The organism is Desulfovibrio sp. 7SRBS1 (genome assembly GCF_049723905.1).
Taxonomy (GTDB): domain Bacteria; phylum Desulfobacterota; class Desulfovibrionia; order Desulfovibrionales; family Desulfovibrionaceae.
In genome coordinates this window covers 265116-280617 of record NZ_JBJKFD010000001.1, presented here as the reverse complement: position 1 = coordinate 280617, position 15502 = coordinate 265116, and the positions used below count along the sequence as shown (strand labels likewise).

The 15502-nt window shown below is 54.7% G+C and carries 16 protein-coding genes; 7 read left to right on the top strand and 9 right to left on the bottom strand.

The window, feature by feature from the left end; translation table 11 throughout:
- The first annotated feature begins 9 nt into the window (after positions 1 to 9).
- The 7 genes from ACI0FJ_RS01365 (at position 10) to ACI0FJ_RS01335 (ending at position 9050) form a co-directional block, all read left to right on the top strand.
- Positions 10 to 1995, top strand: coding sequence for a hypothetical protein (locus ACI0FJ_RS01365; RefSeq protein ID WP_424298061.1), 1986 nt, complete (start codon positions 10 to 12; stop codon positions 1993 to 1995).
- Positions 1996 to 2019: 24 nt separating this feature from the next.
- Positions 2020 to 4152: a GNA1162 family protein gene (locus ACI0FJ_RS01360; protein WP_424298060.1), complete on the top strand. Its 2133-nt coding sequence runs from the start codon at positions 2020 to 2022 to the stop codon at positions 4150 to 4152.
- Positions 4153 to 4174: 22 nt separating this feature from the next.
- Positions 4175 to 5347 (top strand): LPP20 family lipoprotein, encoded by a 1173-nt coding sequence (locus ACI0FJ_RS01355; protein ID WP_424298059.1) that lies wholly within the window; start codon positions 4175 to 4177, stop codon positions 5345 to 5347.
- Positions 5348 to 5402: 55 nt separating this feature from the next.
- Positions 5403 to 6155 carry a UPF0280 family protein gene (locus ACI0FJ_RS01350; RefSeq protein ID WP_424298058.1) on the top strand — a complete coding sequence of 251 codons (753 nt, stop codon included), beginning with the start codon at positions 5403 to 5405 and terminating at the stop codon, positions 6153 to 6155.
- Between the two features lie 158 nt (positions 6156 to 6313).
- Positions 6314 to 7399 carry a bifunctional 3-deoxy-7-phosphoheptulonate synthase/chorismate mutase type II gene (locus ACI0FJ_RS01345; protein ID WP_424298057.1) on the top strand — a complete coding sequence of 362 codons (1086 nt, stop codon included), beginning with the start codon at positions 6314 to 6316 and terminating at the stop codon, positions 7397 to 7399.
- A complete protein-coding gene (aroB, locus tag ACI0FJ_RS01340) occupies positions 7396 to 8505 on the top strand; it encodes a 3-dehydroquinate synthase (protein ID WP_424298056.1) in 1110 nt (369 codons plus the stop codon). The genes ACI0FJ_RS01345 and aroB overlap by 4 nt, the downstream gene beginning before the upstream one ends.
- A gap of 47 nt (positions 8506 to 8552) precedes the next feature.
- Entirely contained in the window at positions 8553 to 9050 is a 498-nt protein-coding gene (locus ACI0FJ_RS01335; protein WP_424298055.1) for a hypothetical protein, read from the top strand.
- A gap of 80 nt (positions 9051 to 9130) precedes the next feature.
- Here ACI0FJ_RS01335 and ilvC read toward each other — a convergent pair whose 3' ends face one another.
- The 9 genes from ilvC to ACI0FJ_RS01290 form a co-directional block, all read right to left on the bottom strand.
- On the bottom strand, positions 9131 to 10120 hold the full coding sequence (ilvC, locus tag ACI0FJ_RS01330) for a ketol-acid reductoisomerase (RefSeq protein ID WP_424298054.1): 990 nt from the start codon (positions 10118 to 10120) through the stop codon (positions 9131 to 9133).
- Positions 10121 to 10202: 82 nt separating this feature from the next.
- Positions 10203 to 10691 (bottom strand): acetolactate synthase small subunit, encoded by a 489-nt coding sequence (ilvN, locus tag ACI0FJ_RS01325; RefSeq protein ID WP_424298053.1) that lies wholly within the window; start codon positions 10689 to 10691, stop codon positions 10203 to 10205.
- A gap of 10 nt (positions 10692 to 10701) precedes the next feature.
- Positions 10702 to 12414: a biosynthetic-type acetolactate synthase large subunit gene (gene ilvB / locus ACI0FJ_RS01320; protein WP_424298052.1), complete on the bottom strand. Its 1713-nt coding sequence runs from the start codon at positions 12412 to 12414 to the stop codon at positions 10702 to 10704.
- Positions 12415 to 12430: 16 nt separating this feature from the next.
- On the bottom strand, positions 12431 to 12649 hold the full coding sequence (locus ACI0FJ_RS01315; protein ID WP_424298051.1) for a DUF465 domain-containing protein: 219 nt from the start codon (positions 12647 to 12649) through the stop codon (positions 12431 to 12433).
- Positions 12650 to 12662: 13 nt separating this feature from the next.
- The gene (locus ACI0FJ_RS01310) at positions 12663 to 13004 is read right to left on the bottom strand and encodes a DUF167 domain-containing protein (protein WP_424298050.1); all 342 of its coding nucleotides are present in this window, start codon (positions 13002 to 13004) and stop codon (positions 12663 to 12665) included.
- A gap of 1 nt (position 13005) precedes the next feature.
- Entirely contained in the window at positions 13006 to 13509 is a 504-nt protein-coding gene (locus ACI0FJ_RS01305) for a DivIVA domain-containing protein (RefSeq protein ID WP_424298049.1), read from the bottom strand.
- Positions 13510 to 13530: 21 nt separating this feature from the next.
- Positions 13531 to 13836, bottom strand: a complete 306-nt coding sequence (locus ACI0FJ_RS01300) for a YggT family protein (protein ID WP_424298048.1) — start codon at positions 13834 to 13836, stop codon at positions 13531 to 13533.
- Between the two features lie 81 nt (positions 13837 to 13917).
- Positions 13918 to 14601, bottom strand: a complete 684-nt coding sequence (locus ACI0FJ_RS01295; RefSeq protein WP_424298047.1) for an HAD family hydrolase — start codon at positions 14599 to 14601, stop codon at positions 13918 to 13920.
- Entirely contained in the window at positions 14601 to 15455 is an 855-nt protein-coding gene (locus ACI0FJ_RS01290; RefSeq protein WP_424298046.1) for a hypothetical protein, read from the bottom strand. The genes ACI0FJ_RS01295 and ACI0FJ_RS01290 overlap by 1 nt, the downstream gene beginning before the upstream one ends.
- Positions 15456 to 15502 lie beyond the last annotated feature (47 nt).

Below are 15502 nucleotides of genomic sequence, written 5' to 3'. Positions count from 1 at the left end.
GCAAGAGCAATGAAACCCATCCATGTACTCAGCACGGTGCTGGCACTGGCGGTCCTCCTTTTGGGCCCGCCAGCCAGGCCTGTTGAAGCGGCAAGTACACCTCTTCTGGCCATATTCAATCTACGTCCGCTCAACATTGAGGCCATCGGATACGATGGAGAAATCCTCTATTCCCTCATCACAGACCTTGAAGGCAAACACTCGTTGCGCACCATGCCGCGCCGGGAAATGGAAGAACGCCTTTACGAGGAAGGACTTTCCCAAAGTGACACTTCCAGCCGGGTATTGGCTGCCGGACAAAAACTCGGTCTGGATTATGTAGTGTTTGGCAATGTTTCCAAGACGGGCGGGCAGGTTAAAGCCAAGATCAGCCTGCTTGGCGTACGGCAACGGCAGGTTCTGGGAACGTGGAGCCCCACGTTTTCGAGCAACAAGGAAATCGCCAAAGCCACCAAGCAGCTCGCCGATCAGATAGAAATCCTCACCATGGGCGTCGGTGCGGCCTCCGCACTTGTAGAGTCAAGCGCTCCCCTTCCACAAAAAGTTGGAGTCAAAGATTTCAAGGCAAAGAACCAGGGTAGTGCGGTCTTGCTGAGCTGGACCTTCAACTCCCGTGATCCCATCAAATCCTTCTCCATTTACAGGGCCGGTTCAACCAAGGGCCCCTTCCGTTACCTCGGCCAGACCAGCTCCAACAGCTTTACCGACACCAAGGCACAGCGCGGTGCGTCGTATTATTATCAGATAGGCATAGTCCTCAAGGACGGCAATGAAGTCCGCCCCAAGGAGCTGGCCCAGATAAAAAGCGCCGGGGAAAAAGTGCCCCACCCTCCGCTCATTCTCGAAGCAAAAGGACAGGTGCAGCGGGCAAAGCTCTCCTGCGTGCCTTCGCTGCAGAACGTGAAGGATAAATTCACGATCAAGTCCTATATTCTGTACCGTCGCAACTCGGACCAGCCCCAATGGCAAGAGATAGCCCGTATCCCGGCGGACCAGAAAAAATCCAGCTCCCTGTCCTTTGAATTGACGGATGCTTCTGCCCCGCTGCCTGACGGAGCACAGTTCGAATATGCCGTATCCAGCCTGGATAAAAAGGGCAAGGAAAGTGCCTTGTCCGATCCCGTACAGGTTACCGTCACGGTGACTCCCAAACTGACTTTGGGCAAGGATAACATGCTACGGCGTGTGGATTTGCAGTGGGTCGGGATACCTGAAATCGATGGCTACTATCTGTACAGAAGACATTCAGCGGGCACCAAATGGGAACGTATCGCTAAAATCCGTCCTGACGAATCCACCTATACCGATGCTACAGACCTGGCAGACGGCCAGACCTACATATACAGACTTTCGGCCTATGACAAAGAAGGGGAGACCTCCCCTTCAGCAGAAGTTGCGGCCAAAACAAAACCGGTTCCTGCCGCCCCCGCAGGGCTTCTCGCAAAGGGCGGACAGGTCAAGGCTGTGACACTTCACTGGGAACCGCTGACCGATGCAGATGTGGGCGGATATGTCGTCTATCGAGGGCTCGATAACAAGAAGATGGAAGACATCGGACGAGTCAAAGGACGGGACAATGTAGCCTACACGGACAAGGGCACTCTGTTCGAACCGCTCAAAGACGGAACAACATACTACTACACTGTTGTCGGCTACAACTTGTTCAAGGCCGAGGGCAAACCATCCACCTTTGCCGTGGCAACCACCAAACCACGTCCCAAAGCTGTGCAAGCCTTCAAAGCCGCTCTCACCTCCGGAGGCATCCGCCTCACCTGGAAGCAAAGCCCGGAAAAGGACATTGCTTCCTATGAAATATACCGCGAGGGATTTGGCGGATTCGTCAACAAGCTGGCTGCAATGCAACCAGCCCAGACAGCCTTCGTGGACAGCGATGTGTCACCGGGATCCTCCTACGCTTACCGGATTGTCGCGGTGGACAAGGACGGCCTGGAAAGTGACAAAGTGGACAGCAACTCCGTAACCATTCCCAAATAGGCGTAACTTTCTGGAGACAATACAATGAAATCATACTTATTCCGCCTGTTCGGTCTTCTGGCACTGGCAGGACTGATGCTGACCATGGGATGCGCCATCGCCTCCACCAAGAAAGGCCAGGGTACCCTGCTGGCAACCTCCGAAGCATTCAACCTCTTCCAGGGCGAATACGAGAACACGCCCTACTTCCAGAAACATGTACCACGCAGCGTCGCCGTCGCGCCCTTTGCCGACCTTGAACGCAAGTCCTATTCCATAGACTTCGACGACGAAAACCCCGCTGTTATCATCCGCCGGGGCATGTACAACCATATATCCTCCCTGCCCTTCCAGGATTTGGAGCTGCAGGATACGGACATGCGCCTGAAAAACGCAGGCATAAAAGATGTGAAACAGCTGCAGGAAATGCTGGCCACCAACCCGAAAAAGCTCCGCAGCATCCTCGGAGTCGATGCCCTGGTTACTGGGGAAGTCACCCACTTCGACCGCATCTTCGCAGCCATTTACTCCCAGATTGCCATAGGCTGTGAAGTCAAAATGTGGGATCTGAAAAGTGGTGAGCTTCTCTGGCGAGCCAAACACGTACAGCGGTCCCACGCTGGCGGCTTCTCGCTCTCCCCGATCGGTCTTGCCATGGCAACCGTGGCTGCTGTCTGGAACCTGCGGGAATCCGAAATGTTCTCCCAGACTGACGACCTGTTCCGGGAAATCGTATCCACCGTGTACGTTCCGGAAGCCATTCGCAAGGAGCAGATTGCCAAACCGACCATCGATCTCTTTGCCGTTATGAACGCCGATGCTCCTTTTACGGCAGGCAAAAAGATTTCCTTCCGCATGGTGGGCGATCCTTCCGGCCGCGCCTATGTGGACCTTGGCGACTTTAAACGCGGTATTGAGCTGAAACCTGTTTCCACAAGCATCAAGGATGCATTGCAAGAAGAAGTGCTCAAGGAAATCAAGGCCAATTACGAGGAAACGGGACATAAGCTGACACCGGAACTTATCGCTGCCGTCCGAAAGGAACTCGGCATGCGTGAAATCTATGAAGGCACCTACGCCGTCGAACCCGGTGAAGAAGCCTACGGACTGTTGGCCAAGGGCTATCTTATCAACGAAGCCGGAGGACAGGCCATTTCCCTCGACGCCGTGCATACTGTGGATATAGACGCCCTGCCCCCCAAGGCACCTCTCGACCTCAAGGCCTTCCCGCTGGACGGAAAAATCAGCCTTGTCTGGACAAAGAATTCCAAGGCAGACATGGCCCATTACGAAGTGCTGCAAAGCGCCTCGGCCCTTTCCGGCTATGTTCCGGCCCTGACGACCGAAGCCGATACCATTATCATCCCGGACCAGGAAAACTTCCAAAAGACATACTTTCAGGTACGAGCTGTGGACAAAGCCGGAAACGTCAGTCCGGCATCACCGTCCATCGAAGCAGTCGCCCTCCCCGAACCAGACCTTTACAAACTGCGGCAGCCCGGCCCCGCCCTTTCCGGGATTATCGTGGGTAAGGCTCTGCTGACTCCGGACAAGAGCCCCTACACGATTCAGGCTGGACTGAGCATAGGCAAAGGCTCGGTCCTCTATGTAGCCCCTGGCGTGGAACTCAAGTTTGCTCCCGGAGCAGGCATTACCGTGGATGGTGGTTCCCTGATGGTCTACGGGCAGGCCGCCCATCCAGTGCGTTTCGGACCGGTGGATAAGGCTGCGGAGCCCGGCGCATGGTCGGGCATTGCCCTGCAGTCCAGCAAGCGTGCCATCCTGAAAAACGTCGTCATTACAAAAGCGGCAACGGGTGTCAGCGTCGTCCAAAGTGGGCTGACGATGACAGGCGGGGATATCAACAAATCCTCCCAGGCCGCCATGCTGCTGGGCGACAATGCCAAACCTGTCGTCACCTGCACCCGTATAGCCGACAATGAAGGCCAAGGCGGTCTGGTCATTGAAGGCGAAGGCGTAAGCCCGCAGTTCACCAACTGCGTGTTTACCAACAACTCGCCCTTCCAGGTGCAGAGCTACACTCCCCTGCGTATCGAGCTGGGCGGCAACTTCTGGGGCAAGGCAAAACCGTCCGCAGACGTCTTCCTGGGCGACGTGAACATTACGCCCGTACTGCAAAAGGAACCTGAAGCCTGCCCAACGCGGGCCCAACAATAAAAACCGCGCAAGGAGGGGGCTCATGGAAAAAAAACAAATACTCCTGCAAGGTCTGGTCGTAATTTGTCTCGTGGGGATGCTGGCAATACCCGAGGCCTTTGCCCAGGACAGCGGCGTCGAAACCATCGCAGGCAAGGGCCAGATCAACTGGATCACCAATGTCATCTCTGCCAAAGGATTCGGCATAGCTCCACCTAGCGCGGTCAATGCCGCCCAGGCCAGGGCCCTGGCCCGACGCGCTGCCGTAGTGGATGCACGGCGCAATCTGCTGGAAGTTCTCAAAGGAGTGCATATTGATTCCTCCACCACCGTCGAGAACTTTCTGGTAACCAGCGACACCATCCGGACCAAGGTGGAAGGTGTCCTGCAAGGCTCTGCCATCGACGGCTATGTCCAACAACCGGACGGTTCCTTCGAAGCCAGCGTAAGTATTCCTCTTACCGGCAATTTGGGGGACGTTCTGGTTCCCATGGTCATGGGGGCCTCCATACAACAAGGCCTGCCTGCAGTTTCCAGTACGGACGTGGAAGAGCGACTGAACCGCCTGGAACAACGGGTGAACGAGCTGGAACAGCAACTCTCCGCATCCCAAAACGTCTCTCTTGAACAAGAGCAGATGCTTGAAATGTTCATACAGCTTGTCGAGGCGTGGCATGAATACGCCGGACAAACAATGAATGTTCACCCTGTGGTCAATACCTCCGATTCCATCAAGCTGAACAAACTGGAATTCGAACTCGAACGCCAGGGCCGCACCCTGAAAACCATGCAGTCCAGACTTACAGAGCTGGCCGATCGGCTCAACTCGTTGGGAAGGGCTGGCGGAACGGCTCCCCAAGAAAAACCGCAAGCTTCAAAAACACCGTACACCGGGCTGGTCATCGACGCGTCGGATACAGGTTTTCACCCCTGCATGCGGCCCAATATTTACAGCGGGTCCAAGACACTGTATCCCGGTTCCTACATTGATGTATCTGTGGCGGCTTCGCGAGGTTTTGTCCGCTACTACAGGAACCTTGCCCAGGCTCAACGCAGCAGCAAAGCGGGCAAGCTTCCCTACACGGCCAAAGCTCTCGGCACCGGTTCAAAACGCCGCAGCCTGAAGTTGCGCCCCAACGACGCTGCGATACTTCAAAGTGTGCTGGAGGCCCCGGACAATTTCCTGGCCCAATGCAACGTGGTCATCGTTTTCTAAAGCGTCCTTCAACCATAAAAACAACAAGGGGCGTTCATCGCCCCTTTTTTAATTTATGAAACTCACACATACTTCTTCCCAAAGGACCTACCGTCAGACGGTAGCGGCCCATACAGGCGAAACCGGATTCCAGGTTGTGGTTCAGGAAACCGACCTGCATATTATTGCCCGTTGCGACCTGAGCAAGGAAGCAGCGGAAACCGTACGACTCCTGCGGGCCAAACTGGAAACCTACATAACGCTCCACCCCGAATTCGCCCGGAGCCTCGTTCCCGTAGATTGCCATCCCGAAGCATCGGAAATAGTCCGTCGCATGTGCGTTGCGGGCAAGGCTGCCAATGTCGGCCCCATGGCAGCGGTAGCGGGGACCATCGCGCAGATGACGGCCGAACGCCTGCACTACATCAGCCCCGATATTCTTGTGGAAAACGGCGGTGATATTTACGCCTTTTCGACCAGGGAGCGCACCGTGGGCCTTCTCCCCGATCCGACCAACGATATGATCGTCGGTATCACAGTACCGCCTCAGGATTTTCCCGTCTCCTTCTGTTCTTCGTCAGGAACGATCGGCCATTCGCTGAGCTTCGGCAACGGAGACCTTGTGACGGTCCGGTCCAGCAACGCCTCACTGGCGGACGCTGCAGCCACGGGACTTGCCAACCTGTTGCACGGCCCCAAGGACGTCCACAAGGTCATTGCCGGAGCAAGGGCACTGGAGGACGAAGGCGTGGAGGGCGTCTTTGTACAGTACGGAAAAGAAGTCGGCATATGGGGAAAAATGGAGCTGGCCATGGTTGCCATGCCTTAGCCCAGGGACAGAATTCCAGAGTCCATTCCAACAGTTGCTAGACACGTAGTTTTACGCAATACTCAAAACTTCTCAGTCTTCCACATCTCTGCAGGCGGACTGTAACGGTTGGTACCCCTCTTTTTTATCATCCCAAAAGGCAAAAGCAGGTATACAGCATGGGTGCATCATTGAAAGTCAGACCGCTCGCAGATTGGGGTATTCCCCATGAAGGACCGTTCATCATCGCCGGTCCTTGTAGCGCTGAATCCGAAGAACAATTGGTTGAAACCGCCAAGGGGCTGAAAGACCACCCCGTAAGTCTCTTGCGCGCCGGCATTTGGAAACCCCGTACCCGTCCGGGATGCTTTGAAGGCGTAGGCGAAAAAGGACTCGCCTGGCTGAAAGCCGCCGGAGAGGCCGCGGGCATTCCCGTAACGACCGAAGTTGCCAACCCACAGCATGTGGAAGCCTGCCTCAAAGCCGGTATCGACGTGCTCTGGATAGGCGCTCGTACAACGGTAAACCCTTTTTCCGTACAGCCCATAGCTGATGCGCTCAAAGGCGTGGATATCCCGGTGATGGTGAAAAACCCCATCAACCCGGATATCGAGCTCTGGCTCGGCACCATGGAACGCCTCAACCAGGCAGGCATTACCAAGCTGGCAGCCATCCACCGCGGCTTTACGGCGTACAAAAGCAGCAAGTTCCGCAACAAGCCCAACTGGAAAATTCCCATCGAGCTGCGCCGCCGTGTTCCCGAACTGCCTATGTTCTGCGACCCCAGCCATATCAGCGGCAAGCGCGAGTTGGTGCAGGAAGTTGCCCAGACGGCCTTGGAGCTGACTTTCGACGGATTGATGATCGAATCCCATATCGATCCTTCAGTAGCCCTTTCCGACGCCAAACAGCAGCTTACACCGGACGATCTGGGCAAAATGTTGCGTGCGCTTACCCCCAAGCGTCCGTCCACCGACGGCGCTGTGGTTCGTGACCAGATTATCGCCATGCGGACCATCATCGATGAAATCGACAAGGCGGTCATCGGCCTTCTGAGCCAGCGCATGGAAGTTGCGCAATCCCTGGGCAAATTCAAGAAAGAGAACAACATCTCCTTGTTCCAGCCTCGCCGTTGGAAGGAAACGCTCAAGTCCCGCATCGAGAGCGGTGTGGAACGCGGCCTGAGCGAGGAATTCCTGCTGCGTGTTTACCAGTACATCCATGAGGAATCACTCCGCCATCAGGAAGAGGCCACGCCCAAATGAACACCGAAAAGACTCCCGAAACCATTCGGGTTTCCTTGCAGCACAATTGCGACGCCTCCTACGATATTTATGTGGGCGAAAACTTGCTTGCGCAATTGCCCGGCTGGATAGCCGAGTGCGGTATAGGCTCCCGCTACTGCATTGTCTGTGACACAACCACGGAACGGCTTTTCGGACGCTCTCTTGAAAAAGAACTCGATGCCCTTGGTATCGACTGCGCCTTGGTGTCTGTTCCGTGCGGGGAAGCCAGTAAAAGTTTGGGAGAGTTCGGTCACATACTGGACAGTCTGCGTCGTTTCGGCTTTGACCGCTCCGGCTGCGTCATAGCCCTTGGCGGCGGCGTTGTCGGCGATTTGGCAGGATACGTGGCAGGCTGCTACATGCGAGGAATTCCCTTCATCCAAGTGCCTACCACCCTGCTTTCCCAGGTGGACTCCAGTGTGGGCGGTAAAGTTGCCGTGAACATTGAAAGCGGCAAAAACTTCTGCGGTCTGTTTTACCAACCCCGCCATGTCTGTATAGACGTGGCCGCTTTGGACACCCTGCCCCGTGAAGAGATGAACAACGGTTTGGCCGAGGTCATCAAAACAGCCATCATTCGGAACCACAAACTGTTCGACTATCTTTCGGACAATGTGGAGGGCGTGGTTGCCAACAACCATGCGGTAGTGGCGAAGTGTGTCGCCGCCTGCTGCCGCATCAAGGCAGAAGTGGTCGAAGCTGATGAACGGGAAGGAAATGTCCGCATGATTCTGAACTACGGGCATACCGTTGGTCACGCCATAGAAGCGGCCTCGGGCTATACCCTGGGCCATGGGCTGTGTGTGGCTTATGGCATGCGTATCATTGCGGAAGTGGCTGAAAGATTAGGGATCTTTCCTCACGAGGAAAGACGGTTGCATGACGCCTTGTTGGACAGGTACAAACTTGCTGTTAATAAACTGGATATGAACCCGGACGCAATCATGTCCCTTCTTTCTGCGGATAAGAAGGTTCGTCAGGGGAAAAATATCTTCATTCTTCCCAAGGCCATTGGCGAAGTGGAAATCCGCAGTGATATTCCGTTGGACCAGGTGGCCGCCGCCGTTCAAACCATTTGCTCTTGACTTTTTGGTGTGTCGTCCGGGAAACTAAGAGACTCGGACGGCACACCATGAACGGCATTGCACTGGAAATACTCCGCTACCTCAAGGTTGCACCCTGGCCCCATGCCACTTCTTTCAAAGCGGTGGCTCTTTCATCCATGTCGGCTTGGCGTGCCTTTTTTCTCTTGGGAGAACAGCGGCTCCTTGAATGCGGTGTCGCCATGCTGCTTACCTGCTGCTTTGCCTGGGCAACCGCCCTCTGCCAATTGGACGCATTGTCGCGTTTCAGAGAATTTCAACGAATCCGTGAAATTTTCAATCGCCACGGGTATGCACCCCGAGTGCTGACTGTGGTCCGTGCATCACGCTGCCAACGGGACGCCGCTCTTCTGGCGGCCACGGAAGCCGGATGCCGGGACAAGGCCCGCCTGTTCTACCATTCTCTGGGATATCGCTGGTATCACATCCTTCCGGACAAAGTCATCGCCAACCCTTTTTACCTGCTGCACCCGGAATTTCTCCGCACCACCTTTATCCCGCGCCGGGCAAGACTCCGCCAATCTTAGGGGAATGGCTCCTGCGCTGGACACAAAAAAAGGGGAGAATCCTGTGAAAGGATTCTCCCCTTTTTTGATTGCTCGGTCCGTTACTTCTTAAGCCACTGCATCATCTCGCGCAGGCGTCCGCCCACTTCTTCAATCTGATGTTCGGCATTAATGCGGCGCATGGCCTTGAAGTGCGGGTTTCCAGCCTGGTTTTCCAGGATGAAATCGCGGGCAAATTCGCCCTGCTGGATCTCTTTGAGGATCTGACGCATCTGAGCGCGGCTTTCCTCGTTGATAACCCGGGGCCCACGAGTGTAGTCGCCGTATTCGGCGGTGTCGCTGACAGACCAACGCATTTTGGCCAGTCCGCCCTCGTAGAACAGGTCCACGATCAGCTTCATTTCGTGCAGGCATTCAAAATAGGCGATTTCCGGCTGATATCCGGCTTCAACCAGCGTTTCGAATCCGGCCTTGATCAGTTCGCTGACGCCGCCGCAAAGCACGGCCTGCTCACCGAACAGGTCGGTCTCGGTTTCTTCGCGGAAGGTGGTTTCCAAAACACCGGAACGGGTTGCACCGATACCCTTGGCATATGCCAGGGCGATGTCTTTCGCCTTGCCGGAAGCGTCCTGCGCTACAGCGTAAACAGCAGGCACAGCGCCGCCCTGCGTGTAGGTACGGCGCACCAGGTGGCCGGGTCCCTTGGGAGCGATCATAACGACGTCCACGTCGGCGGGAGCCACAATCTGTCCGAAATGGATGTTGAAGCCGTGGGCAAAAGCCAGGATGTTACCGGGCTTGAGGTTGGGCTTGATGTCCTGGTCGTACAGAGCCTTCTGATACTGGTCAGGTGTCAGAATCATGATCATGTCTGCCTTGGCAGCGGCATCGGAAGCGCTCAGCGGTTCGAAACCGTCGGCTTTTGCCAGATCATAGTTGGGACCACCGGGACGCTGACCGACGACAACGTTCACGCCGGAATCACGCAGGTTCTGGGCATGAGCATGCCCCTGGCTGCCGTATCCGATGATCGCGACCGTCTTGTCTTTCAAAAGAGTCAGGTCTGCGTCGTTTTCGTAATAGACTTTCATTGATTTCCTCGCTTCCTTCATTAAGTTACAAATAAACACCCCTTCCTGCCCTGGCACGAGCAGGAAGGGGGCGATTTGGGATTTACTGCATGCTGCGCTTCATGGCAACAGTGCCGGTTCTGGCAATTTCCTTGATACCGAACCGCTGCAACATGTTGATAAGCGCCTGAATCTTGCCGGTATCACCGGTGGCTTCTACCGTAAGCTCATCCAAACTGACGTCAACAACCTTGCACCGGAAAATATCCACTATACGCAGAATTTCGGCTCGGCGGGAATCTTCCGCATTCACCTTGAGCAGGATCATTTCCCGCTCCACAGCTACGTGTTCGCAAAAATCCACAACCTTGATGGTGGTTACGAGTTTGCGCAGCTGTTTAACCACCTGCTCGATAATGCCTTTATCTCCACAGGTGGTAATGGTCATATGCGAAACGCCCGCTTCGAGGGTCGGAGCAACGTTGAGCGATTCGATATTGAACCCGCGTCCACTAATGAGTCCGGCCACACGGGAAAGAACACCGGGTTCATTTTCAACAATAACGGAAAGAACGTGTCTGTTGGCAGTCATGGTCCCCTCCCTACACAAGAAGCATCTCGGTTAAGGATTTGCCAGCCGGAACCATGGGGTACACGTTTTCCTCGCGGCTAACGCGCACGTCCACAATAACGGGACGGGGGTCTTCAAATGCCCTGCGCAGAACGTCCTTGACCTCGGAGGCCTTGTCTACCCTGTACCCTCCTGCTCCGTAGGCCTCTGCCAAACGGACGAAATCGGGTTGGGCATCCATGCAGGTTTCGCAGTAGTTTTCATTGTAGAAAAGCTCCTGCCACTGCCGCACCATGCCCAGGTAGGCGTTGTTTAAAATCACAATCTTCACAGGCAGTTTGTTACAGACTGCGGTGGCGAGTTCCTGAATATTCATCTGTATGGAACCATCGCCCGCCACATCAATGACCAGCTTGTCGGGATGGGCCATCTGCGCGCCAATGGCAGCAGGAAAGCCGTATCCCATAGTACCCAGGCCACCGGAGGACAGGAATGTTCTGGGCTTTTCATAGCCGTAGAACTGAGCGGCCCACATCTGATTCTGCCCTACTTCGGTGCAGATGATGGCCTCGCCGCCGCGCATTTCGCCCACAAGCTCGTGGATGGTCTCCACTACGGCTTGGGGCTTTATGACGCCTCCCTCTGCCGGTTCGTAATGCAGAGGCTGTTCCCTTTTCCAGCGGGCAATACGCCGCAGCCACGTTTCATGGTTGGCCGAGAAGTCCACGGCCTCCGTGATAGGTTGCAGCTCATGCTTGACCGCCGCCAATGCAAGCTTACAGTCGGCGACCATGGGGACATCCACCCGGACGTTCTTCTGGATGGAGGTCGGGTCCACATCAATGTGCACGATACGGGCTTCCGGAGCGAACTCCTTGACCTTGCCGGTAACGCGGTCGTCAAAACGCGCGCCCACGGCCAGAATAAGGTCTGCTCCCTGGATGGCCCTGTTTGCCGCAAAGGTGCCATGCATACCAAGCATGCCGAGCCAGAGGGGATCGCTGGCCGGAAAGCAGCCCAACCCCATAAGGGTGGCCGTAACCGGTATTTTAAGAGTACGAGCCAGCCAGGTCAGCTCTTCGTGCGAGTCGGAGGAGATAACTCCGCCGCCCGCGTAGATAACAGGCCGTTCAGCCTTGGTCAGCACATCTGCCAGTTTAAGAATCTGCCGTTTGTTGGGCTTAACATTCGGATTGTAACTGGGCATGCGTACGGCCTCGTCACCGGGGTATTCGAAACGAGTAACCGCCTGCATCAAATCCTTGGGCAAGTCCACAAGTACAGGACCCGGCCGTCCTGTGCGGGCAAGATAGAAAGCCCGACGCACGATAAGAGCCAGATCATCGATGTTCTTAACCAGATAGTTGTGCTTTGTGCATGGCCGGGTGATTCCCACAATGTCCACTTCCTGGAAGGCATCGTTGCCTATAAGTGGCGTGGGAACCTGGCCGGTGAAGATGACCACGGGGATCGAATCCATGTAAGCCGTGGCGATTCCGGTGACGGTATTCGTCGCGCCGGGTCCAGAGGTCACGAGGCAGACGCCGGGCCGACCTGTGGCCCGGGCGTATCCGTCTGCCGCGTGGATGGCCCCCTGTTCGTGGCGGACCAGGATATGTTTGAAAGGATAATTGGGTATTTCGTCGTAAATATCGATAACGGCTCCACCAGGGAACCCGAATATTACGTCAACGCCCTCCCGTTTCAGACATTCCAGCAGTATCTGAGCTCCTGTGAGCTCCATCGCACCCTCCGTTATTTCATTTATATTTGTCCAGCAAGGACTGAAGTTTCGTCTTGCCGGCAAGTTTCTTTTTCTTCAGTTCCTTCACATCCGATTCTTCGGTAGGGGATAGGAAGGGCTTGTTCAGCAGCTTTTCAAGACGCTGTTCGTATTCAAGGTGCAGATCCCATAGGGACTTGAGTTCCATGTCCTGGGCCATGTGCTTCTCAATCAAATCCATCTCAAACTGTTCCATGGTTTCGTACCCCTTATGCGTTGATGTTCGCGCCATCTCCAGGAAGAAGTCTATTCCAGGAGATGGAGTGTTCCGATTGAATAAGCAAAGATTTCTTGCGGCTGGTGCGTCCAGAGTCGACCCCGACCTGATTTTTTCGCAAGCCCAGGCTCTTGGCAACAAAAGCACACAGCGCTTTATTGGCCTTGTTGTCGTTGGCAGGCGCGTTGACCTTTACCTTGAGCCGCTCCTGATACAACCCCACCGTTTCCGTCTTGGAGGCCCCGGGTTGAACCCAGACGGAAAGCAGCCATGCCCTCTCTCCCGAGGGTCTGACATATGCGGGGTGAGATTTCTGCAGCTCGTTGGCGGTCAAGCTATTTCGCCTTTTTGAAAAACTTCAGCTTGGATTCAAGAGCCTCTATTTCTTCCTGCTCCTGATTTTCCATATCCAAAATCTGGAAATGTGCATCAAGCAGACTGCGTAGCTTGACTTCAAACTGGGTTCTCTGTCGCTTGAGCTCAGTGATGTCATCATGGATCTGGGCAAGCCTGAGGTGGGCCTGGTTGAGGATTTCCTCAGCCTTTTGCTGAGCCTCCTCAATAATCAGCTGGGCTTCCTTACGGGCAGTCGCCTTGAGCTGATCAATCATCTTCTGGGTGGTCATCAGCGTATCGCGCAAAGTCTCTTCGCGCTGCTTATGTTCCTCCAAAAGCGTTTCCTGTCTGGCTGCCTTGTCTTCCAAAACAGTTTTGTCTTCAGCCAAGTCTCCGAGAGTCTCGCCCATCTCCTGCATGAACTGCTCGACTTCCTGGACGTTGTACCCACGGAACTGCTTGGAAAACTTTTTATTCACGACGTCTATCTTGGAAAGATTCACGACGCTCTCCTGTACCAAAATTTAAAAAATGGGGCTTCCCGCCAACTGGTACAAAGTTCGGACAAGAAACATCTTGATGAACTGAATGGCTAAAATAACCACGATGGGGGAAAGGTCCATCCCGCCTACAACCACAAACGGCAACCAGCGACGCACACGATAGAAAACAGGCTCAGTAAGGTTGCGCAATGTCCGGACGATGGGATTGTATGGGTCGGGGTTGACCCAGCTCAGCAACGCGGAAATGAGGACGACCCAGAAATAGAGAGTAAGGATGGTGCTGACAAGCCAAGCTACAGCACCCAAAAAGTTGCCGAAAACGGGCATTTTTCCTCCTGTTTGAGCACCAGGTTACAATTTCCCGGCGTATGTTTTTTAAGTATGCATACCGCGCCTGACAAATCAAGCTTATTTTTGGTTTCCATTCCCGGCAAAATCCTTCCAGCAGCCCAGCAAAGCAGGAAAACCCTCCACATGCAGGTCGGCTTCAAGGTCAGGATTCTTAAAGGCCCAGAACGGAACATTGGAGCTGTTGGCAGCCATCTGATCCAGGCTCGAATCTCCGATGAAAACAAGCCGGTCCGGTGTCAGATTCCATTGTTCGAGAATAGAGAAGACACCCTCGGGATTGGGCTTGGGTTTGACATTGCTCGGAGTCATGATCGGGCCGAAGTAATCGGTCAGACCAAAATGCTCCAGCACCATATTCATGGTCGTGCTGCGGTTGGTGTGAATTCCCAAAAGGTATTCATTGGCCTTGAGGAAATCCAGCAACTCCACCAGCCCTTCCTCTATGCGCAGGCTGGGCAGGACGTCCCTGTAATCGAATTCGGCAACCATCTGCGGAATTCGATCATGGTATTCTTCCGGAAAAATAAAACGCAGTCCTTCGCCCGCAGTATGAATATGGACGTAACGCTCCTGCTCCGGAGTCATGGGCGGAAGCTCCAACTTTTCCAGCATCAGGTTGTAGTACTTCAGATTACTTCCAAACGAATCAATAAGGACCCCATCACAGTCAAACACCACCCCCCGGCACGCACCGAACATTTGTTGGCGTATTTCCGGGCTGAGTGTTGCACAAGTTTTCATTATATACTTTCTCCAACTTCAGTGGCCCTTGCGGTCAGCAAAAACATGGTGCGTTCCGTCGCAAGCCAGGGTTTGTCTTTGGGCAGGTTCTTGCGCCCCGCCATTTGCCAGCCCGGAGCCCGGAACATACGCACGTTCATGCCTTCCCATGGATGACCGTCGGCAGCTGTAGCCGCCACCCCGTATTCGTCCAGATCGGAAGCTATTTCCGGAGAAAAAGCAGCCAACTGGGCATCTTCCGGCAAAAAGGCGCATATGGCTTCAAAAATACCGCGCCATCCGGCCACGATATCCCGCCTCACCTGTTCACCTGCTCCATCGGGCCTTATATCGGTCATGCCCGCCAAGTCACGGGCATCGTCATCATCAGATTCATTCAGCCCCAGAGTGTCGCGCAACTTGGCATACCCTTCCTGAAAACGGACATCCAGATTCACGGCCTCTGTCTGTGCCTGTTCAAAAGTCCAGGCGAAAAGAAGCAATGCCTGGGCTTTTGTCAGCGATTCTTTGAGATTATCCTCAGAATCCTGTTTTTTTCCTTGCTCCATGGCGTTGAGCTCCGAAAGGATGCTCATGGCCGTTCCCGTATAGAAATCATTAACTCCTGCAGCAGCCAGGGAGGCGAGATCGCGAGGTTCCTTGTAGCCCTGCCCGAAGTTGATGGCGTCGCGTACGTACCTGCCCGCAGCGCGGGTGTCCATAGGCAGCTCTTCAGGGCAAAAGTACAGGGAAGCGTTGCTTTCGCCGTTGTCCGCCCCGGAAACATTTTGCAGGCCGGGATTGAAAAGACGCATGCCGGGGAGCAGCATCCGATCACACAAAACAGGATGCATGAAAGGGAATAAAATAACCATTGGCTTGTTTAATCTCCTGACTCGTTGGTTTGCTATCGGAAATCCGG